Genomic DNA, 19438 nt, shown 5'->3' on the forward strand with positions numbered 1-19438 from the left:
GCGGCAGGGCGAGCGGCGGGCCGAGCGCGCCGCGCACTCGGCCGGTCTTGGGAGCGATTCGGGCGTCGCCACCACCGGATCCGTGCCAGAAGCGGGCTGGGCGCGGGGGGTCAGAGGCCGACCGTGCGGCGGGTGCGCCACAGGAGCCAGACCAGGTACGGGGCGCCGATCATCGCCGTGACCAGGCCGGCCGGGATCTGGCCCGGGGCGATCACCGTGCGGCCGACGGTGTCGGCGACGCTGACCAGCAGCGCGCCGAGCAGCGTCGCCGCCGGGACCATCCGCCGGTGCGCCGACCCCACGAGCCCGCGCGCGAGGTGCGGCGCGACCAGCCCGACGAAGCCGACGACGCCCGCCGCCGAGACCGCCGTCGCGGCGAGCAGGGCCGCGCACGCGAGCAGGGTCAGGCGCGCGGGCCCGAGGCCCACGCCGAGCACCCGGGGCGTGTCGTCGTCGAGCGCCACGAGGTCGAGCTCGCGCCGCGACCGCACCACCACGGGCACGACGACGGCCAGGGCCGCGAGCACGGGCAGGCTCTGCTCGAGCGAGCGGCCGTACGTCGAGCCCGACAGCCACGTCAGCGCGAGCACGGTGTTCCAGGGGTTGGTGACGACGACGATCACCGTGATCAGCGCGGTCGCGACCGCGCTCACGCCGACGCCGACGAGGACCAGCCGGTCCGAGCTGAGCCCGCGACGGTGCGCGAGTCCGTAGACGAGCGCGAACGTGGCCGCCGCGGCGACCGTGGCCGAGCCCGTCACCGCCCACAGGCTCGCGCCCGGGACCAGCACGATGAGCAGCACGGCCCCGACGCCGGCGCCGCCCGTGATGCCGAGCAGGCCCGGCTCGGCGAGCGGGTTGCGGCACACGGCCTGCACGATCGAGCCCGACAGCGCGAGCGCGGCCCCCGCGAGCAGCGCCGCCACGACGCGCGGCACCCGCTGGTCGAGCACGAAGGTCACGCCCCGGCCCGAGACGCCGCGGAGCCAGTTGGCGACGTCGCCCGTGAGCAGCATCGTGTCGCCGAGCAGCAGCCCCGCCAGGACGGCGCCCGCCACCAGGGCCACGAGGATCGCCTGCGTCACCACGACGCGGCGCCGTGTGCGCGGCGCGCCCGTGCCGGCGGAGGCGGTGGTGGGTCGCGCGTCGTCGCGCAGCCGGCGCGCGAGCCAGACGAGCACGGCGGCGCCGAAGAGCGTCGTCACGACGCCCGTCGGGACCGCGACGCTGCCCGTGCCGGGGATCAGGAGCCGGAGCAGGATGTCGGCGGCGAGCACGACGACGCAGCCGACGAGGCCCGCCAGCGGCAGCAGCACGCGGTGCCGGTGCAGGCCCGGGACGAGTGGCGCCAGCAGCCGCGCGATCACGGGCGCGCACAGCCCGACGAACCCGATCGGACCCGCGACGGTGACCGCCGACGCCGCGAGCAGCACCGCGACGAGTACGGCGACGACGCGCGTGCGGCGCACGTCGAGCCCGAGCACGGTCGCGGCGTCGTCGCCCAGCGCCATGAGGTCGAGGCGGCGCCCGAGCACGAGCGCGGCGGCCAGGCCGATCGCCACGACGGGGGCGACCTGCGCCAGCGTGCGCGCGTCGGTCTGGGCGATGGAGCCGCTGCCCCATGCGAAGAGGCCCTGCGTCTCCTGCTCGAAGAGCATGAGCAGCAGCACGGTCAGCGACCCGAGGGCGAGCGTGGTGGCCGACCCCGCGAGCACGAGGCGCGTCGGCCCCGTCGCCCCACCCCGCGACAGGGCGAGCACGAACGCGGCCGCCCCGAGGCCGCCGACGAACGCGAGCAGCCCGTTGACCGCGAGCGGGAGCGCGACGCCGACCACGGCGGCCAGGACGACCGCGAGGTACCCCCCGGCGTTGACGGCGAGGGTGTCCGGCGACGCGAGCGGGTTGCGCGCGACCGACTGGAGCACCCCGCCGGACACCGCGAGCGCGACGCCGACGAGCAGGGCGGCGAGCACGCGCGGCAGGCGCGAGGCGACCAGCACCGCGAGGGCCTGGTCGTCGGCCGCGCCGCCCGTGAGCAGGCGCAGCAGGTCGCCCGCACCCACGTCCGACGTGCCGAGCGTGACGTCGACGAGCGCGAGCGCGACGACCAGGGCGAGCGCGAGGAGGAGGACGGCGCCGACCTGCAGCCGGCGCACCGGGGTGACCGGGGCGGACGCCTCGGCCTCCCCCGGCGCCCCGACCGTCAGGACGGGCACGCTCACTCGGTCAGCGCGTCGACGACCGCGTCGACGAAGGCCTCGCCGGAGGCCGGCCCGCCGAACATCCAGATGCCGTCCGGGATGCGGTGGACGTCACCGGCCGTGACGAACGGCAGCTGCTCCCAGATCGGGTTGCCGGCGAGGCCCTCGGCGAACGGGTCGGCCTGCGAGTCGCTCGCGGCGTAGAGGAAGTGCACGTCGCCGAGGCCCGTCAGGCCCTCGACGTCGGTCGAGGCCAGGCCGTAGTCGGCGTCACCCTCGCCGGTCCAGGCGTTCTCGAGGCCGAGCTCGGCCGCGATGGCACCCAGGTAGGCACCCTCGGTGTACATCCGGATCGAGACCACGCCGTTGTTGTCCCAGCCGTCGGCCATCGTGATCGGCGCGCCCTCGAGGCCCGCCTCGGCGAGCGCCGCGGCGCCCTCCTCGACGGCCGTGTCGAACTCCGCGAGCAGCTCCTGCGCCTCGTCCGAGGTGCCGGTGACCTCACCGAGGACCGTGACGGTCTCCCGCAGGTGGCCGAGCGGGTCCGACGCGTCCGAGCCGCGCAGCGCGATCACGGGGAAGGACTCCTCGATCTGCGCGACGACGTTCTCGGGCAGGTCCGTGGTGGTCACGACGAGGTCCGGCTCGAGGGCCGCGATCGCGTCCAGGCTCGGCTCGCCGCGGAAGCCGACGTCGGGCGTGGCCTCGTCGAGCGGGACGACCGTGGCCCACGTGTTGTAGCCGGCCGGGTCCGCCGCGCCGATCGGCTCGACGCCGAGGCTGAGCAGGTTCTCGGTCAGACCCCACTCGAGCGAGACCACGCGCTGCGCGGGGGCGTCCAGGGTGACCTCGCCCCGCTCGTCCATGACCGTGATCGGCTCGGCCGCGGCGACCGCACCGCTGTCCTGGTCGGTCTCGGTCGCGGGGGCCTCGGTCGTGCCGCACGCGGCGAGCGAGACGACGGCCAGGGCCGTGAGGGCAGGCAGGGACAGGCGGAGGCGGCGCATGGGTTCCTCGTGATTCGTGGTGTGGGGTGCGGTCAGGACGGCCAGGTCGCGGGGCGACCGGCTCAGCGGGGTTCGGAGGACGGCACGCGGCGCGCGGCGTGACGCCCGACGGGATGCGCGCGGACCCGGCCGGTCGCCGGGTCGACCGTGACGTCGATGCGGATGCCGTAGGTCTCGGTCAGGGCCGGGCCGGTCAGCACCTCGGCCGCCCGGCCCGTGCCGACGACGCGGCCGCGGTCGAGCAGCGCGACGGTGTCGGCGACGTCCGCGGCCTGGTCGAGGTCGTGCAGCACGACGCCGACGGCGACGCCGTGGTCGTCCGCGAGGTCGCGGACCAGGTCGAGGATCTCGACCTGGTAGCGCAGGTCGAGGTGGTTGGTGGGCTCGTCGAGCAGCAGCACGCCCGTGTCCTGCGCGAGGCACGAGGCGAGCCAGACGCGCTGCAGCTCCCCGCCCGAGAGCTCGTCGACCGCGCGCTGCGCCATCCCGGCGACGCCGGTCACCGCCATCGCCCACGCGATGGTCCGCGCGCCGTCGGCGTCGCCGGCCCGCCAGCGACCGCGGTGCGGGTGCCGCCCGTACTCGACGACGTCGGCCACCGTCACGCCGCCGGGCGTCGGCCGGCTCTGCGAGAGCAGGGTGACCAGGCGCGCGAACTCGCGCGGGTGCAGCGCGAACGCGTCCGCGTCGGCCGCCGCGAGCCGCACCGCGCCCGACGTCGGCCGGTGCAGGCGCGCGAGCGATCGCAGCAGCGTGGACTTCCCGGACCCGTTGGGTCCGACGAGCGCCGTGACCTGCCCGGCGCGCAGGACGAGGTCCGCGCCGCGCACGACCGGAGCGCCGTCGTAGGCGAGGTGCAGGTCGGAGCCCTCGAGCGCCACCCGGCCGGGCGCGACGTCGGCCCGGTGGGCGGCGTCGGGCCGGAGGACGGCGGGCGGGGCGGCGGTCATAAGCGAAGGTTAGCCATACCTAAGTCCAGCCGTAAAGCCGCTACCCGACGGCGAAGAAGAGCAGGGCGATGAGGAAGCCCATCGTGCCGATGATCGTCTCCATGACGGTCCACGTCTTGAGCGTCGTCTTCACGTCCATGCCGAAGAAGCGCCCCACCAGCCAGAACCCGGAGTCGTTGACGTGGGAGGCCATGACGGAGCCGGCCGCCACCGCGAGGACGATCGCCGCCAGCTGCACGGGCCCGTAGTCGCCGCTCGCCACGGCGGGCTCGATGAGGCCCGCCGCCGTGATGAGCGCGACCGTCGCCGAGCCCTGGGCGATGCGCAGGACCGTCGCGATGAGGAACCCGGCCACGATGATCGGCAGACCGAGGTCGCCGAGGGCCTCCTCGAGCGCGGCGCCGATGCCGGACGCGCGCAGGACGCCGCCGAACATGCCGCCCGCGCCGGTGATGAGGATGACCGAGCAGACGGGGCCGAGCGCGGACTCGAGCAGGCGCTCGATCGCCGTCTTGTCGCGTCCGCGCCGGGCGCCCATGACCCAGGCGGCCACCAGCACGGCGATGAGGAGCGCGACCGGCGTCGAGCCGATCGCGCGTGCGAGCTGGACCCACGTCGCGTCGCCGTCGATGACCCCGGCGCCGCGCAGCGTGTCGAGGCCGGTGTTGAGGAAGATCAGGAACAGCGGCAGGAGCAGCACGCCGACGACCGTGCCCAGCGACGGCGGGTTGGCGGGCTCGTCCTCGGACGTCCCGAGGATCTCGGGGACCGGCAGGACCCATCTGCGTCCGGCCCACAGGCCGTAGAGGTAGGAGCTGACGAACCACGTCGGGATCGCCACCACCAGGCCGATGAGGATGACCAGCCCCGGGTCGGCGCCGAGCAGCTCGGACGCCGCCACGGGCCCGGGGTGGGGTGGCACGAAGACGTGCATGACCGAGAAGGCCCCCGCGGCCGGGAGGCCGAAGGAGAGCACCGACCCGCCCAGGCGCCGGGCGACCGCGAAGACGATCGGCAGCATGACGACGAGGCCGGCGTCGAAGAAGATCGGGAAGCCGAAGATCAGGGACGCGACGCCGAGCGCGAGCGGCGCGCGCTTCTCGCCGAAGCGCCGCACGAGGGTGTCCGCCATGACCTTGGCGCCGCCCGACGTCTCGACCATCCGGCCGAGCATCGCGCCGAGCCCGACCAGGAGGGCCACGGACCCCAGCGTCGTCCCGAAGCCCGAGGTGAGCACGTCCACCACGGCCCCGGCCGGCACGCCGGTCGCGAACGCGGTGAGCAGGGAGACGAGGATCAGGGCGAGGAAGGCGTGCAGGCGCAGCCTGATGATGAGGAAGAGCAGCAGCGCGATCGCGCCCGCCGCAATGCCGAGCAGGGGCGCTGCCCCGAGCGTCTGTTCCCAGTCCTCCGGTGGCACGGCTTCCCCCTGGTGCTCGACGGCCCGCGGCGCTCCCGCGGGATGGTGTCAGTCGGTGGGCCCGCTCGCCCGCGGCGCCGCGGCCACGAGCCCGAACGCGTCGATGGTCCGGTCGGCGACCGCGTCCGGGGGGACGTCGACCACGATCGTGATCCCGTCCTCGTCCTCGCGCAGCGGCTGGAGCGTCTGCAGCTGCGAGGGCAGGAGGGTGGGCGGCATGAAGTGGCCCGAGCGGCCGCCCATGCGCTCGGCGAGCACCTCGGGGGCGGCGGTCAGGTGCACGAAGTGGACGCGACCCTGCGCCCCGCGCAGCACGTCGCGGTAGCTCTCCTTGAGGGCGGAGCACGTGACGAGCGAGCTGAGCCCGGCCGCGGTCTGCGCCGTGAGCCAGTCCCGGATCGCCTCGAGCCAGGGCCACCGGTCCTCGTCGTCGAGCGGCGTCCCGGCCGACATCTTGTCGATGTTGGCCTGGGGGTGGAACTCGTCCGCCTCGGCGTAGGGCCAGCCGAGCCGCTCCTGGAGGAGCGTGGCCAGCGTCGTCTTGCCCGAGCCCGAGACGCCCATGATGACCAGGTGCTGGACGGGCGCGCCGTCGGCCGTCAGGGGAACCGCAGCGTCGTCCGTCACGCCGCCCACTCTGGCGGAGGCCGCCCGCGTTCGTCCACCGCGCCTCAGGCGTCGGCCGCCCCGGCGGGCGGCGGGCCCGGCTGGAAGCGGTAGCCCATGCCGGACTCCGTGAGCAGGTAGCGCGGGGCGGACGGGTCGGGCTCGAGCTTCTTGCGCAGCTGCGACAGGTACAGCCGCAGGTAGCCCGAGCTCGTCGCGTGCGCGCCCCAGATCTCGGACAGGATCGTGCGGCGCGTGACCAGCCGGCCGGGGTTGCGGACCAGGATCTCGAGGACCTGCCACTCGGTCGGCGTCAGGTGCACCGGCTCACGCGCGTCGGCCCCGCGCAGGACGATCTTCAGCCCGAGGTCGACCGTGACGTCCCCGAAGGTCACGACCGGCTCCCCGTCGGCCCGCGGGGCCGAGCGGCGCGTCAGCGCGCGGATGCGCGCGAGCAGCTCGTCGAGGTGGAACGGCTTGGAGACGTGGTCGTCGGCACCCGCGTCCAGCGCTTCCACCTTGTCGCCCGAGCCCGTGCGGCCGGACACCACGAGGATCGGCGCCGCGGTCCAGCCCCGCAGCGCCTGGATCAGCTCGATGCCGTCGAGGTTCGGCATGCCGAGGTCGACGAGGTAGAGGTCCGGCCGGTGCTCGGCGGCCTGCGCGAGGGCGTCGACACCGTCGGTCGCGGTCAGGACGGTGTAGCCGCGCGCCCGCAGCGTGATGCGCAGCGCCCGCAGGATCTGCGGGTCGTCGTCGGCGACGAGGATCTTCACGGCCGCACCCCCGCCCCCGCCGCGACGGGAAGCGCGACGACCATGGTCAGGCCCCCACCGGGCGTGTCCTCGGAGGTGAGCGTGCCACCCATGCCCTCGGTGAAGCCGCGGGACAGCGCGAGCCCGAGCCCGAGCCCCGTGAGGTTGTCCGTGTCCCCGAGCCGCTGGAACGGCACGAAGAGCTGGTCCCGGCGGTCGGGGGCGACCCCGGGACCGTGGTCGACCACCCGGATCTCGAGGTGCTCCCCGAACGCGCTCGTCGAGACGTGCGGCGGGCGCCCCGGCGGGCTGACGTGGATCGCGTTCGCCAGGACGTTGACGATGACCCGCCGCAGCAGCGCGGGGTCCGCCGCGACGGGCGGCACGTCCGGGTCGAGGTCGAGCACGACGTCGTCCGGCCCCGCGCCGAGCTCGTCGAGCGCCGGGAGGATGACGTCCTCGACGTCGGTGGCTGCGAGCGAGACGCCGAGCACGCCGGCCTGCAGGCGGCTGACGTCCAGCAGGTCCGTGACCAGCGTCGTCAGGGTCCGCAGGCTCTCGTCCGCCGTCGCGAGCAGCTCCGCGCGGTCCGCCGCGGACAGGTCGACGTCGGCCGCCCGCAGGCCACCGATGGCGGTCACCGCGGCGGCCAGCGGGCGACGCAGGTCGTGGCTCACGGCGGAGAGCAGGGCGCTGCGGACCTGGTCGGCCTCGACCAGCGGGCCGACGGCGCTCGCGGTCGCGCGCAGGCGCTCCTGCTCGAGGGCCCCGGCGAGCTGGGTGACGACGACCGGCAGGAGGCGCGCGGCCGAGGCGTCGAGCGGCGATCCGTGGAGGTCGAGCACCGCGACGTCGTCCACGCGCACCGTCGCCGACGGGGCACCCTGTGGGGCCGCGCCGTCCTGCGCCCGCACGTCGTCGCCCTCGCGCAGGCGCACCGCGTCGAGACCGAACGCCTCGCGCGCGCGCGCCACCAGCGCCCCGAGCACGTCCTGCCCGCGCAGCACGCCGCCAGCGACCGCCAGCATCAGCTCCGACTCGGCCGCGGCCCGGCGCGCCACCCGGCTGCGGCGCGCGGCCTGGTCCACCACGAGGCTGACGAGCATCCCGTTGACGATGTAGAGCACCAGCCCGACGGCGTGCAGCGGCTCGCCGATGCTCACCGTCCGCACCGGCTCGATGAAGAAGTAGTCGAGCGTCAGGCCGGACATCACGGCGGTGAAGAGCGCCGGCCAGAGCCCTCCGACGAGCGCGACGACGACCACCAGGAGCTGGTAGGCCAGCACGTCGGCGACCAGCGAGTCCGGCGTGCGCAGCCCCACGAGCGCCGCGGTGAGCAGCGGCCCGCCGAGCAGGGAGACGACCAGGCCGAGCACCCTCCGGCGCGTCGTGAGGGCGCCCCGCAGCCGCGGCAGCGCCGCCCGCCCTCCGGCGGCGGCGTGGTTGACGATGTGCACGTCGATCGAGCCGGACTCGCGGATGACTGTCGCGCCGACGCCGGGGCCGCTCAGCGCGGCGGCCAGCCGGCCGCGCCGGCTCAGCCCGATGACGAGCTGCGTCGCGTCGTGCGTGCGCGCGAACTCGACCAGCGTGCGGGCGACGTCGTCGCCGACGACCTGGTGGTACGTGCCGCCGAGGGTCTCGGCGAGGGCGGCCTGCGCCGCGAGCGCCTGCGGGCTCGACTCGCGGAGCCCGGTCTGCCCGGTGACGTGGACGGCGAGCAGCTGCCCGCCCGCGGAGCGCGCGGCGATGCGCGCGCCCCGGCGCAGCAACGTCTCCCCCTCGGGGCCGCCGGTCAGCGCGACGACGACGCGCTCGCGCGCCTCCCACGTGCCCCCGATCTCGTGCTCGGCACGGTAGGTGCGCAGGGCGTTGTCGACCTCGTCGGCCAGCCACAGCAGCGCGAGCTCGCGCAGCGCCGTGAGGTTCCCGAGCCGGAAGTAGTGCGACAGCGCCGCGTCGATGCGCTCGGCCGGGTAGACGTTGCCCTCCGCGAGGCGCTCGCGCAGGGCCTGCGGCGCGAGGTCGACGAGCTCGACCTGGTCCGCCCCCCGCAGCACGGAGTCGGGGACCGTCTCGCGCTGCGGCACCCCGGTGATCGTCTGCACCACGTCGTTGAGCGACTCGACGTGCTGCACGTTCACGGTGGTGACGACGTCGATGCCGGCGTCCAGAAGGGCGGCCACGTCCTGCCAGCGCTTGGCGTGCCGCGAGCCTGGCGCGTTGGTGTGCGCGAGCTCGTCGACGAGCGCGACCTGCGGCCGCCGCGCGAGCACGGCGTCGAGGTCCATCTCCGCCAGCGTCACCCCCCGGTGCTCGACCTGCGTGCGCGGCACCACGTCGAGGCCCTCGGCGAGCGCCGCCGTGGCGGCGCGGCCGTGGGTCTCCACGACCGCGACCACGACGTCGCGTCCCTCCGCACGCAGGTCCCGGCCCTCCTCGAGCATGGCGTAGGTCTTGCCCACTCCGGGCGCGGCGCCGAGGAGGACCCGCAGGCGCCCACGTGACATGCGCTCAGCCTGCCAGCCGGTCGAGCGCCAGGTTGACTGTGAGGACGTCGACGCGCGGCTCGCCGAGGAACCCGAGGTCGCGGCCCGCCGTCGCGTCGGCGACCACGTCGCGCACGGCGTCCTCGGACAGGCCGCGCGCGGCCGCGACGCGGGCCACCTGCAGCTCGGCGTACTCGGGGCTGATGTGCGGGTCCAGGCCCGACGCCGACGCGGTGAGCGCATCGACCGGGACGTCGGCCTCGGCGATGCCCTCGAGCGTCGCCACCGCGGCCCGGCGCTCCTCGATCGACGCCACGAGGTCGGCGTTGTTCGGGCCCAGGTTGCTGCCGCTCGAAGCGCCCGCGTCGTAGCCGTCGCCCGCGGCGGAGGGCCGCGGCTGGAGGTACTCGGGCAGCGGCTCGCCGTCGGCGTCGGTGAACGACTGCCCGATCAGCGCGGAGCCGACGACGGCGCCGTCCTGCCCGCGGACGAGCGAGCCGTCGGCCCGCGACCCGAGGGCGACCTGCCCGATCGCGGTGATCGCCAGCGGGTACGCGACGCCGAGGACGACGGTCAGGACGAGCATGGCGCGGACGGCGACGCGCACGTGCGGCCAGGTGGTGCGAGCGGAGCTCATGGACGGTCCTTCTGTGGTGAGGGGTGGCGGCTGGTCGGGGTGCCGGCGAGGGTCAGAACCCGGGGAGCAGGCTGACCAGCAGGTCGATGGCCTTGATGCCGACGAACGGCGCGACGATCCCGCCGAGCCCGTAGACGAGCAGGTTGCGGCTGAGGATCTTGGGCGCCGAGAGGGGCCGGTACCGCACGCCGCGCAGGGCGAGCGGGATGAGCACCACGATGACCAGCGCGTTGAAGATGATCGCGGAGAGGATCGCCGACGCGGGCGAGGCCAGCTGCATGACGTTGAGCGCCGCCAGGCCCGGGAAGACCCCGGCGAACATGGCGGGGATGATCGCGAAGTACTTCGCGACGTCGTTGGCGAGCGAGAAGGTCGTCAGCGCGCCCCGCGTGATGAGCAGCTGCTTGCCGATCCGCACGATGTCGATGAGCTTGGTCGGGTCGGAGTCCAGGTCGACCATGTTCCCGGCCTCCTTCGCGGCCGAGGTGCCGGTGTTCATCGCGACGCCGACGTCGGCCTGCGCGAGCGCCGGGGCGTCGTTGGTGCCGTCGCCCGTCATCGCGACGAGGTTGCCGCCCTCCTGCTCGCGCCGGATGAGCGCGAGCTTGTCCTCGGGCGTGGCCTCCGCGAGGTAGTCGTCGACGCCGGCCTCGGCCGCGATGGCCTTGGCGGTCAGCGGGTTGTCACCCGTGATCATCACGGTGCGGATGCCCATCGCCCGCAGCTCGGCGAACCGCTGCGCCATGCCCTCCTTGACGACGTCCTTGAGGTGCACGACGCCGAGGACGCGCCCCGTGCCGTCCGGCGCGCGCTCGGCGACGACCAGCGGCGTGCCGCCGCTCGCCGAGACGCGCTCGACGTGGCCGTCGAGGTCGCGGCGCACGTCCGCCGGGATCGGGCCGTCCTCCTCGAGCCACGCGATCACCGCCGACCCGGCGCCCTTGCGCACGAGGGCGCCGTCGACCAGGTCCACCCCGCTCATGCGCGTCTGCGCCGTGAACGGCACCAGCCGGCCGCCGTCGACGCCCGCGGGCATGACGCCGCGCTCGACGGCGAGGTCGACGATCGACCGTCCCTCGGGCGTTGGGTCGCCCCCGGAGGCGCGCGACGCCGCGCGCACCAGGTCGTGCTCGGCGACGCCGGTGAGCGGCAGGAACGCCGTCGCCCGCCGGTTGCCGTAGGTGATGGTGCCCGTCTTGTCGAGCAGCAGCGTCGTGACGTCGCCGGCGGCCTCGACCGCGCGGCCCGACATCGCGAGCACGTTGTGCTGGACCAGGCGGTCCATCCCCGCGATGCCGATCGCCGACAGCAGTGCCCCGATCGTCGTCGGGATGAGGCACACGAGGAGCGCCACGAGCACGGTCAGGCTCACCGGCGCGGCGGCGTAGGAGGCGAGCGGGTTGAGCGTCAGGGTGACGACCACGAAGACGATCGACAGGCTCGCGAGCAGGATGTTCAGCGCGATCTCGTTGGGGGTCTTCTGCCGCGCCGCGCCCTCCACGAGCGCGATCATGCGGTCGACGAAGGTCTCGCCCGGCCGCGAGGTGATGCGCACGACGATCCGGTCGGACAGGACCCGCGTGCCACCCGTCACGGCACTCCGGTCACCGCCGGACTCGCGCACCACGGGCGCGGACTCGCCCGTGATGGCCGACTCGTCGACGGACGCGATGCCCCACACGATGTCGCCGTCGCCCGGGACGGGCTCGCCCGCGCTCACGACGACGACGTCGCCCACCGTGAGCTCCGAGGACGCGACGGCGCGCGTCGCGGCGCGCTCCGCGGCGGGGTCGCCCGCCGCGTCGTAGCCCTGCACGACGTTCGCCGAGGTGCTGGTCCGCGTGCGGCGCAGGCTGTCCGCCTGGGCCTTGCCCCGGCCCTCGGCCACGGACTCCGCGAGGTTGGCGAAGACGACGGTGAGCCAGAGCCACACGGCGATGCCGGCGGTGAAGGTCGCCGGGACCGGTGACCCGCCCGACGTGCCGGGACCGCCGAGGAACGGCTCGGCCACGGCCAGCACGGTGGTGAGCACCGCGCCGACCTCGACGACGAACATGACGGGGTTACGCCACATGAGGCGCGGGTCGAGCTTGCGCAGCGCGCCGGGCAGGGCCGCGGCGAGCTGTCGGGGCCCGAAGGCGCTCGGGGCGGACGTCCGCGGGGCAGTGGTGTGGGGCGCCGTCGGCGCCGGTGAGAGCTGTGCTGTCGTGGACATGGGTGTCAGAGACCTTCCGCCAGGGGACCCAGCGCGAGTGCGGGAAAGTACGTCAGGGCGGTCACGACGACCGTGACGCCCGTGAGCAGGCCGACGAACTGCGGCCGGTGGGTCGGCAGCGTGCCGACCGTGGCGGGCACGCGGTCCTGCGCCGCGAGCGAGCCCGCCAGGGCGAGGACGAAGAGGATCGGCAGGAACCGTCCGAGGAGCATCGCCACGCCGAGCGCCGTGTTGAACCACGGCGTGTTGGCCGTCAGGCCCGCGAACGCGGAGCCGTTGTTGTTGGCCGCGGACGTGAACGCGTAGAGCACCTCGGAGAACCCGTGGACGCCGGGGTTCCAGATCGACGTCGCCTCGACGTCGGCCCGCACCCCGGGGATCGCGAAGCTCAGCGCCGTGCCGGTGAGCACGAGGACCGGCGTGACGAGGATGTACAGCGAGGCGAGCTTGATCTCGCGCGGCCCGATCTTCTTGCCCAGGTACTCGGGCGTGCGGCCGACCATGAGGCCGCCCAGGAACACGGCGATGATCGCGAGCACGAGCATCCCGTACAGCCCCGAGCCGACGCCGCCCGGGGCGACCTCCCCGAACATCATGTTGAGCATCGGCATCATGCCGCCGAGCGCGGTGTACGAGTCGTGCATCGAGTTCACGGCGCCGGTCGAGGTCAGGGTGCTCGTCGTGGCGAACAGCGCCGAGCCGGCCACGCCGAAGCGCAGCTCCTTGCCCTCCATCGCGCCGCCCGCGGCCGCCGGGGCGTCCCCCGTGGCGTGCCACTCGAACAGCGTCAGCGCAGCGAGCGAGACGGCGAAGATCGTCGCCATGGCCGCGAGGATCGCGTGCCCCTGGCGGGTGTCGCCGAGCATCCGCCCCATCGTGCGCGGCAGCGAGAACGGGATCGCGAGCATGAGGACGACCTCGACGAGGTTGGTCCAGGGCGTCGGGTTCTCGAACGGGTGCGCCGAGTTCGCGTTGAAGAAGCCGCCGCCGTTCGTGCCGAGCAGCTTGATCGACTCCTGGGAGGCCACGGGGCCCCCGGGGACGGACTGCACGCCGCCGGCGAGCGTCGCGACGTCGGTGAACCCGGACCAGTTCTGCACCACGCCGCCGGCGATGAGCACCACGGCGCCGATCGCGGCACCGGGGAGCAGGATCCGCAGCGTGCCGCGGGTCAGGTCGACCCAGAAGTTGCCGATCGTGCCGGCCCTGCGCCGCGCGAACCCCCGCAGCAGCGCGATGACGACGCCGATGCCGACGGCGGCCGAGACGACGTTCTGCACGGCCAGACCCGCGGCCTGCACCGCGTACCCGACGGTGAGCTCGGGCGAGTACGACTGCCAGTTGGTGTTCGCGACGAACGACGCGGCCGTGTTGAACGCCAGGTGCTCGCCGACCGGGGGCAGCCCCAGGTGGTAGGGCAGCACCGTCTGCAGGCGCTGCATGGCGTAGAGCAGCAGGAGGCCGACCAGCGAGAACGCGAGCAGCGCCCGCAGGTACTGCGACCAGGTCTGCTCGGCCCGCGGGTCGACGCCGAGGACCCGGTAGAACCCGCGCTCGACGCGCAGGTCCTTGCCGGACGTGTAGACGCGCGCCATGTACTCGCCGAGCGGTCGGTGGAGCCCTGCCAGCACCAGCGCGAGCGCGAGCGCCTGGGCGACGGCGTACCAGGCGGCCATCAGAACCGCTCCGGATTGACGAGCGCCCACACGAGGTAGACGACGGCGGCGACCGCGAGGGCCGCGGCGATGAGGTCGAGGACGATCACAGCGTCGCGACCCCCCGACCGACGACGGCCACGAGCGCGAAGACCGCGATCGAGGCTGCCACGAAGACGAGGTCCAGCACGGGTGACTCCTGACGTCGGTTCCGGACCGCGCCGCCCGGTGGGCGCACGCGGGGCCCGGGTGGGCTCGCCACCCATCCCACGCCCGCGCCGGGGTGAGATCCGCCGTCCTGACGGTTTCCCTACGGTCCCGGTGCGCGTCCTGACGGAACCCGTGCGCCCGGCGCCATCTCGCGCCAGGACGGCAGGATCTCGCGAGCCACGGGACGGCCCCCGGCCCTAGCGTCGAGGCGTGACCTCCCACGCCTCGGGCCCGACCTCCCGCCCCTCGCCGCGGACCTCGCGCCACCCGGCCCTGCCCGTGGTCGCGATCGGCGTGACCGTCGTGCTGTGGGCCTCCGCGTTCGTCGCCATCCGCGACGTCGGCGCCGACGTCGGCCCGGGAGCGCTGACCCTCGGCCGGCTCCTCGTGGGGAGCGTCGCCCTGGGCGTGCCCCTGCTCCTCCAGCGCCAGGCGTGGCCGCCCCGCGCCGCGTGGCCCCGCCTGGTCGCCGTCGGCGTGCTCTGGTTCGGGGTCTACAACCTCGCGCTCAACGCGGCCGAGCAGCGCATCGACGCCGGGACCGCGTCGATGCTCGTCAACGTGGGACCCGTGCTCCTGGCGGTCCTCGCCGGGATCACCCTGGGCGAGGGCTTCCCGCGGCCCCTGCTGGTGGGCAGCACGGTGGGACTGGCCGGCGTCGTGGTCATCGGCGTCGCGACGTCGACCGGGGAGCGCGCGGACGTGTGGGGCGCAGTCCTGTGCGTCGTCGCCGCGGTCGCCTACGCCGTCGCCGTCATCGTGCAGAAGCCACTGCTCGGACGGCTCTCGGCGCTGCAGGTGACGTGGGCCGCGTGCACGGTCGGCGCCCTGGCGTGCCTGCCGTTCGCACCGCAGCTGGTCGCGGACCTCACGGCGGCCCCGGGCCCGGGACCGCTCCTGGGCGTGGTGTACCTGGGCCTGTTCCCGACGGCCGTCGCGTTCACCACGTGGGCCTACGCCCTCGCGCGCAGCGACGCGGGCCGCCTCGGCTCCACCACGTACCTCGTCCCCCCGCTCGCGGTGCTGCTCGGCTGGCTGCTGCTGGGCGAGGTGCCGCCGCTGCTCGCGTTCGCCGGTGGGGCGCTGTGCCTGCTGGGCGTGTGGATCACGCGCCGACCCGAGTCATCCCGAGGTCGCACGTGGCGCAAGGGTGCGCCGACTAGACTCGCCGCGTGATCTTCAAGGCCGTGGGCGACGGGCGCCCGTACCCGGACCACGGGCTCACCACGCCCAAGCAGTGGGCCGAGGTCCCGCCCCGGCAGGTGCGCCTCGACGACCTCGTGACGACCAAGCGCACGCTCAACCTCGACAACCTCCTCTCGGAGGACTCGACGTTCTACGGCGACCTGTTCGCCCACGTCGTGCAGTGGAAGGGCGTCATGTACCTCGAGGACGGCCTGCACCGCGCCGTGCGCGCCGCCCTCCAGCAGCGCCCGATCCTGCATGCCCGAGTGCTCGTCGTGGAGGACTGATGGAGGAGACCGCCGCCGACCGCGAGCGCCGCCTGCGGCGCCGACGCCAGCACGAGCGGCAGGCGGTCGTCTTCGGGTCGCTCATCGCGGCGCTCGCCGTGGCCGGCCTCGGCTCCGCGGCCGTCTACACGGGCGTCATCTCCGCGCCGTTCCTGGACCGCGAGTTCAGCACCCCGCCCCCGGACGCCGGCGCCGCAGCCCTGCCGCCCCCGCCCTGCCCGCCCGAGGGCACCCTGCCGGTGCAGTACAACACCGTCACGATCAACGTCCTCAACGGCGCCGGCACCTCCGGGCTCGCCGGCAGCACGCGCGACGCCCTGACGGCACGGGGCTTCGCGGTGCTCACGGCGGGCAACTACCCGGCCAAGCTGCCGGGCACCGCGCAGATCACGTTCGGCGAGGCCGGGCTTGCCGCCGCGTACACGCTCGCGGCGCACGTCACGACCCCCACGCTGGTCCTCGACCAGCGCGCCGACGCGAGCGTCGACCTCGTGCTCGGCCAGGAGTTCGGGAGTCTCGTCGAGTCCAACGCCGTGGTGCTCGACCAGGCCGCGCCGCTCACCGGCGTCGCGGGCTGCGTGCCGCTCGAGGAGGCGCGCGCTGCCGCACTCCCCGCACCGGCCGCCCCCGAGGAGGCGCCCGCGGAGGGCGAGGCTCCCGCCGAGGAGGGAGCGCCGGCCGAGGGAGAGGCCACGGAGGGGTGAGCGGCGCACCACCGGCCCTGCACGTCCGCCTCGCACGCCCCGACGACGCCGCCGCCCTGGACGACGTCTGCATCCGCACGGGCGAGGCCGGCGGGGACGCGACGCAGGTCTTCGCCCAGCCGGAGCTCATCTGCGACATCTGGCTGCGGCCCTACCTCCTCCTCGCACCGGACCTGGCATTCGTCCTCGTCGGCGACGACGACGTGCCGGTCGGCTACGTGATCGGCGCCGCCGACACCGCCGCCTTCGAGGCGGCGTGCGAGGAGCGGTGGTGGCCGCAGGTCCGGCGCCGCCACCCGCGCGACGAGTTCGCGCCCGGGACGCGCGACGCGGCGCTGGTGGCCCTGATCCACGAGCCCCCGCGCACCGACGACGCCGTCGTCGCGCGGTTCCCCGCGCACCTGCACGTCGACCTCCTGCCGCAGGCGCAGGGCGGCGGGCACGGGCGCGCGCTCCTGGAGCACCTGTTCACGGCGCTGCGGGACCGGGGCGTGCCGGGCGTGCACCTCGGCGTGGACCCCGCCAACACCCGGGCCCGCGGGTTCTACGCCCACCTCGGCTTCCGGCCGGTCGCCGACGACGCCGGGCAGCTGGGCCTGCACCTCTAGTCCCGCCGGCCGAGCTCGTCGCGGCGTCGGGTCGGGCGCCCGCCTAGCTCGCCGGGTCCGGCCGGTCGTCCTGCCGCCGGTCGGGCAGCTCCGTGCCGCCGGGCACCGAGGCCGGGCTCGCGGCCTCCTCGGACGTCCCGCGCCACCGGGCCACGGACCGCATGAGGTGGTAGATCCCGATCGCGGCGGCGGTGCCGAGCGCGATGCCCTCGAACGTCACGTCGCCCACGGCCCAGGTGTAGTTCGCGATGCCGATGATGAGCGCGACGGCGGCCGTCGTGAGGTTCACCGGGTCGGAGAAGTCGACCTTGTTCTGCACCCAGATCCGGGCGCCGAGGATGCCGATCATCCCGTAGAGCACCGTCGTGGCCCCGCCGAGCACGCCCTGGGGGATCGTGGCGATGAGCGCGCCGAACTTGGGCGACAGGCTCAGGAGCAGCGCGGTGCCCGCGGCGACCCAGTACGCGGCCGTCGAGTACACGCGCGTCGCCGCCATGACGCCGATGTTCTCCGCGTACGTCGTCGTGCCGGACCCGCCGCCGGCCCCGGCCAGGGTGGTCGCGACGCCGTCCGCGAAGAGCGCGCGCCCCATCACCGAGTCGAGGTCGCGGTTGGTCATCGCGGCCACCGACTTCACGTGGCCGACGTTCTCGGCGATGAGCACGAACACCACGGGGACGAAGAGCCCGAGCACGCTGAGGTCGAACACGGGCGCCGTGAAGTCCGGCAGGCCCACCCAGGCCGCGTCCTTGACCGCCTTGAAGTCGACCTCGCCCCGCAGCACGGCGACCGCGTAGCCGACCAGCACCCCGAGCAGGATGGCGAGGCGCCCGAGGATGCCGCGGAACAGCACGGTGATGAGCACGACGGCGAACAGCGTCGCCACCGCGGTCACGGGCGCCTTCTGGACGTTGTCCCACGCCACGGGCGCGAGGTTGAGCCCGATGAGGGCGACGATCGTCCCGGTGACGACCGGCGGCATGACGACGTCGATCCAGCGCGCACCCACGGCCTGCACGAGCAGGCCCACGACGGCGAGCAGGGCTCCCGTGACGAGCACGCCGCCGAGAGCGACGGCCGTGCCGCCGTCGGCCTGCGCGGCGGCGATCGGCGCGATGAACGCGAAGCTCGAGCCCAGGTAGCTCGGCAGCCGGTTGCCGGTGACGAGCAGGAAGAGCGCGGTGCCGATCGCGGAGAAGAACAGCGTCGTCGCCGGGGGCAGCCCCGTGAGGATCGGCACGAGGAAGGTGGCGCCGAACATGGCCACCACGTGCTGCATGCCGATGCCGACCGTCCGCGGCCAGCTGAGCCGCTCGTCGGGCGCCACGACCGCCCCCGGACCGACCTGACGGCCGTCGCCGTGCACCTGCCACCCGAGCGCCATGCGTCCTCCTCAGCCGGGGCCCTTCCGCACGGTCGCACACGAGCGCCGCCGGAGCCGGGGGCAGCCTAGCCACCTCGTGTCACGCCGCTGTGAAATGCTTGCCGCCGTCGCCCGATCCGAGGAGCTGTCATGAGCGTGCCCACGACCCCGCCGCCCGGTCAGCCCGACCCGGGCTACTCGCCCTACCCCCAGCAGGGGTACCCGCAGGGGTACCAGCAGCAGCCCGGCCAGCAGGGCGGCCACCCGGGCCAGTACGGCTACGGCGGCTACCCGCCCGTGGCGCCCCCGGCCAACAACACGATGGCGGTCATGGCGCTCGTCGCCGGCATCTGCGGGCTCACGGCACTGCCGTTCATCGGCTCGATCGCCGCGGTCATCATCGGGCCCATGGCCAAGAAGGAGATCGCGCGCACCGGTGAGGGCGGCGCGTCGCTCGCGACGTGGGGCCAGATCCTCGGCTGGGTCGGCATCGGCATCGCCGTGCTCGGCGGCCTGTTCTTCGTGTTCGTCTGGGGTGCGGTCCTCTGGGGGATCGGCACGACGTCGGGCTACTGACCGGACGCCGCGGCGCTGACGGCCGACCGTGGCCACCCGGGCCGCCGTGTGGGCCGCCTTCGTCGCGGTCCACGGCTGGCTGACCTACCTCGGCGTGGTGGTGCTGCCCGGCGCGGCCTTCCACGACGTCGACCTCTACCGCTGGTGGATGCACCTCGGGCTCCACGAGGGGCGCTGGCCCGTCCTGGACGAGCCGTCCGTGTACCCGGCGGCGGCGGTCCTGCCGATGCTGCTGCCGGCGCTGGTCGCCGCCACCACCCCCGGGTACGCCCTCGCGTGGTGCGGGCTCGTCACGCTGCTCGACGCGTTCGCGGTCGCCGCGCTGCTGCGCGCCGGCGGGCGACGCGGCGAGGCCGCGGCGTGGTGGTGGCTGGCGTTCCTGCTCCTCCTGGGCCCCGTGGGGATCGGCCGGCTCGACGCCGTCGTCGCGCCGCTGACGATCGTCGCGCTGCTCCTGGCGGCGGCGCCGACGACGACCCGCACGCGCGGCGCCGCGGCGCTGCTGACCCTCGGGGCGTGGGTGAAGGTGGCCCCGGGCGCGCTCGTGCTGCCGCTCGCGGCCGCCGCCCG

18 protein-coding genes and 1 pseudogene are annotated in these 19438 nt (G+C 74.8%); 6 read left to right on the top strand and 13 right to left on the bottom strand.

Translation table 11 applies throughout. From position 1 onward, the window contains the following. Positions 1–110: 110 nt before the first annotated feature. From IDM29_RS06700 to IDM29_RS06755, 12 genes are all read right to left on the bottom strand, one after another. Positions 111–2207 (bottom strand): iron ABC transporter permease, encoded by a 2097-nt coding sequence (locus IDM29_RS06700; RefSeq protein ID WP_188037335.1) that lies wholly within the window; start codon positions 2205–2207, stop codon positions 111–113. A gap of 11 nt (positions 2208–2218) precedes the next feature. Further along, positions 2219–3208 (bottom strand): iron-siderophore ABC transporter substrate-binding protein, encoded by a 990-nt coding sequence (locus IDM29_RS06705; RefSeq protein ID WP_188037327.1) that lies wholly within the window; start codon positions 3206–3208, stop codon positions 2219–2221. Between the two features lie 62 nt (positions 3209–3270). Further along, the gene (locus IDM29_RS06710; RefSeq protein WP_188037328.1) at positions 3271–4158 is read right to left on the bottom strand and encodes an ABC transporter ATP-binding protein; all 888 of its coding nucleotides are present in this window, start codon (positions 4156–4158) and stop codon (positions 3271–3273) included. 40 nt (positions 4159–4198) lie between these two features. After that, positions 4199–5578, bottom strand: coding sequence for a GntP family permease (locus IDM29_RS06715; protein ID WP_182112305.1), 1380 nt, complete (start codon positions 5576–5578; stop codon positions 4199–4201). A gap of 48 nt (positions 5579–5626) precedes the next feature. Next, positions 5627–6142: a gluconokinase gene (locus IDM29_RS06720; RefSeq protein WP_182114320.1), complete on the bottom strand. Its 516-nt coding sequence runs from the start codon at positions 6140–6142 to the stop codon at positions 5627–5629. Positions 6143–6249: 107 nt separating this feature from the next. Then, positions 6250–6960: a response regulator gene (locus IDM29_RS06725; RefSeq protein WP_182112306.1), complete on the bottom strand. Its 711-nt coding sequence runs from the start codon at positions 6958–6960 to the stop codon at positions 6250–6252. Beyond that, complete coding sequence (locus IDM29_RS06730) at positions 6957–9449, bottom strand: DUF4118 domain-containing protein (RefSeq protein ID WP_188037329.1); 2493 nt, start codon at positions 9447–9449, stop codon at positions 6957–6959. Before IDM29_RS06730 ends, IDM29_RS06725 begins: the two co-directional genes overlap by 4 nt. 4 nt (positions 9450–9453) lie before the next feature. Next, positions 9454–10065 carry a potassium-transporting ATPase subunit KdpC gene (gene kdpC, locus IDM29_RS06735; RefSeq protein WP_188037330.1) on the bottom strand — a complete coding sequence of 204 codons (612 nt, stop codon included), beginning with the start codon at positions 10063–10065 and terminating at the stop codon, positions 9454–9456. A gap of 52 nt (positions 10066–10117) precedes the next feature. Next, positions 10118–12280 carry a potassium-transporting ATPase subunit KdpB gene (gene kdpB / locus IDM29_RS06740; protein WP_188037331.1) on the bottom strand — a complete coding sequence of 721 codons (2163 nt, stop codon included), beginning with the start codon at positions 12278–12280 and terminating at the stop codon, positions 10118–10120. Positions 12281–12285: 5 nt separating this feature from the next. After that, entirely contained in the window at positions 12286–13956 is a 1671-nt protein-coding gene (kdpA, locus tag IDM29_RS06745) for a potassium-transporting ATPase subunit KdpA (protein WP_188037332.1), read from the bottom strand. Further along, positions 13956–14045 (bottom strand): potassium-transporting ATPase subunit F, encoded by a 90-nt coding sequence (locus IDM29_RS06750; RefSeq protein WP_188037333.1) that lies wholly within the window; start codon positions 14043–14045, stop codon positions 13956–13958. The genes kdpA and IDM29_RS06750 overlap by 1 nt, the downstream gene beginning before the upstream one ends. Continuing rightward, the gene (locus tag IDM29_RS06755) at positions 14042–14197 is read right to left on the bottom strand and encodes a hypothetical protein (protein ID WP_182114354.1); all 156 of its coding nucleotides are present in this window, start codon (positions 14195–14197) and stop codon (positions 14042–14044) included. The genes IDM29_RS06750 and IDM29_RS06755 overlap by 4 nt, the downstream gene beginning before the upstream one ends. A 158-nt stretch (positions 14198–14355) precedes the next feature. Here IDM29_RS06755 and IDM29_RS06760 point away from each other — a divergent pair, with 158 nt between their 5' ends. The 4 genes from IDM29_RS06760 to IDM29_RS06775 are packed head-to-tail and all read left to right on the top strand — an operon-like array spanning position 14356 to position 16929. Then, a complete protein-coding gene (locus tag IDM29_RS06760) occupies positions 14356–15321 on the top strand; it encodes a DMT family transporter (protein WP_255491666.1) in 966 nt (321 codons plus the stop codon). Beyond that, positions 15318–15617 (top strand): type II toxin-antitoxin system VapB family antitoxin, encoded by a 300-nt coding sequence (locus tag IDM29_RS06765; protein WP_182112312.1) that lies wholly within the window; start codon positions 15318–15320, stop codon positions 15615–15617. Before IDM29_RS06760 ends, IDM29_RS06765 begins: the two co-directional genes overlap by 4 nt. Next, entirely contained in the window at positions 15617–16321 is a 705-nt protein-coding gene (locus IDM29_RS06770) for a LytR C-terminal domain-containing protein (protein ID WP_182112313.1), read from the top strand. Before IDM29_RS06765 ends, IDM29_RS06770 begins: the two co-directional genes overlap by 1 nt. Beyond that, the gene (locus IDM29_RS06775) at positions 16318–16929 is read left to right on the top strand and encodes an N-acetyltransferase (protein WP_255491667.1); all 612 of its coding nucleotides are present in this window, start codon (positions 16318–16320) and stop codon (positions 16927–16929) included. The genes IDM29_RS06770 and IDM29_RS06775 overlap by 4 nt, the downstream gene beginning before the upstream one ends. A gap of 43 nt (positions 16930–16972) precedes the next feature. Here the strand turns inward: IDM29_RS06775 and IDM29_RS06780 are convergent, their stop codons facing one another. Further along, entirely contained in the window at positions 16973–18313 is a 1341-nt protein-coding gene (locus tag IDM29_RS06780; RefSeq protein WP_188037334.1) for a uracil-xanthine permease family protein, read from the bottom strand. A gap of 129 nt (positions 18314–18442) precedes the next feature. Here IDM29_RS06780 and IDM29_RS06785 point away from each other — a divergent pair, with 129 nt between their 5' ends. Together IDM29_RS06785 and IDM29_RS06790 are read left to right on the top strand one after the other, a co-directional pair. After that, a complete protein-coding gene (locus tag IDM29_RS06785) occupies positions 18443–18868 on the top strand; it encodes a DUF4190 domain-containing protein (protein ID WP_182112315.1) in 426 nt (141 codons plus the stop codon). A gap of 28 nt (positions 18869–18896) precedes the next feature. Further along, positions 18897–19438, top strand: a pseudogene (locus tag IDM29_RS06790) (hypothetical protein); the annotation flags it as partial.

The sequence above is a fragment of the Actinotalea sp. JY-7885 genome (genome assembly GCF_014525465.1).
Taxonomy (GTDB): domain Bacteria; phylum Actinomycetota; class Actinomycetes; order Actinomycetales; family Cellulomonadaceae; genus Actinotalea.

What these genes read in the sequence shown, in the direction of transcription:
- IDM29_RS06785 (WP_182112315.1), top strand. Translation starts at nt 18,443, where the DNA reads ATGAGCGTGCCCACGACCCCGCCGCCCGGTCAGCCCGACCCGGGCTAC.
- kdpA (WP_188037332.1), bottom strand. Translation starts at nt 13,956, where the DNA reads ATGGCCGCCTGGTACGCCGTCGCCCAGGCGCTCGCGCTCGCGCTGGTG.
- kdpB (WP_188037331.1), bottom strand. Translation starts at nt 12,280, where the DNA reads ATGTCCACGACAGCACAGCTCTCACCGGCGCCGACGGCGCCCCACACC.
- IDM29_RS06770 (WP_182112313.1), top strand. Translation starts at nt 15,617, where the DNA reads ATGGAGGAGACCGCCGCCGACCGCGAGCGCCGCCTGCGGCGCCGACGC.
- IDM29_RS06720 (WP_182114320.1), bottom strand. Translation starts at nt 6,142, where the DNA reads ATGGGCGTCTCGGGCTCGGGCAAGACGACGCTGGCCACGCTCCTCCAG.
- IDM29_RS06780 (WP_188037334.1), bottom strand. Translation starts at nt 18,313, where the DNA reads ATGGCGCTCGGGTGGCAGGTGCACGGCGACGGCCGTCAGGTCGGTCCG.
- IDM29_RS06710 (WP_188037328.1), bottom strand. Translation starts at nt 4,158, where the DNA reads ATGACCGCCGCCCCGCCCGCCGTCCTCCGGCCCGACGCCGCCCACCGG.
- IDM29_RS06705 (WP_188037327.1), bottom strand. Translation starts at nt 3,208, where the DNA reads ATGCGCCGCCTCCGCCTGTCCCTGCCTGCCCTCACGGCCCTGGCCGTC.
- IDM29_RS06730 (WP_188037329.1), bottom strand. Translation starts at nt 9,449, where the DNA reads ATGTCACGTGGGCGCCTGCGGGTCCTCCTCGGCGCCGCGCCCGGAGTG.
- kdpC (WP_188037330.1), bottom strand. Translation starts at nt 10,065, where the DNA reads ATGAGCTCCGCTCGCACCACCTGGCCGCACGTGCGCGTCGCCGTCCGC.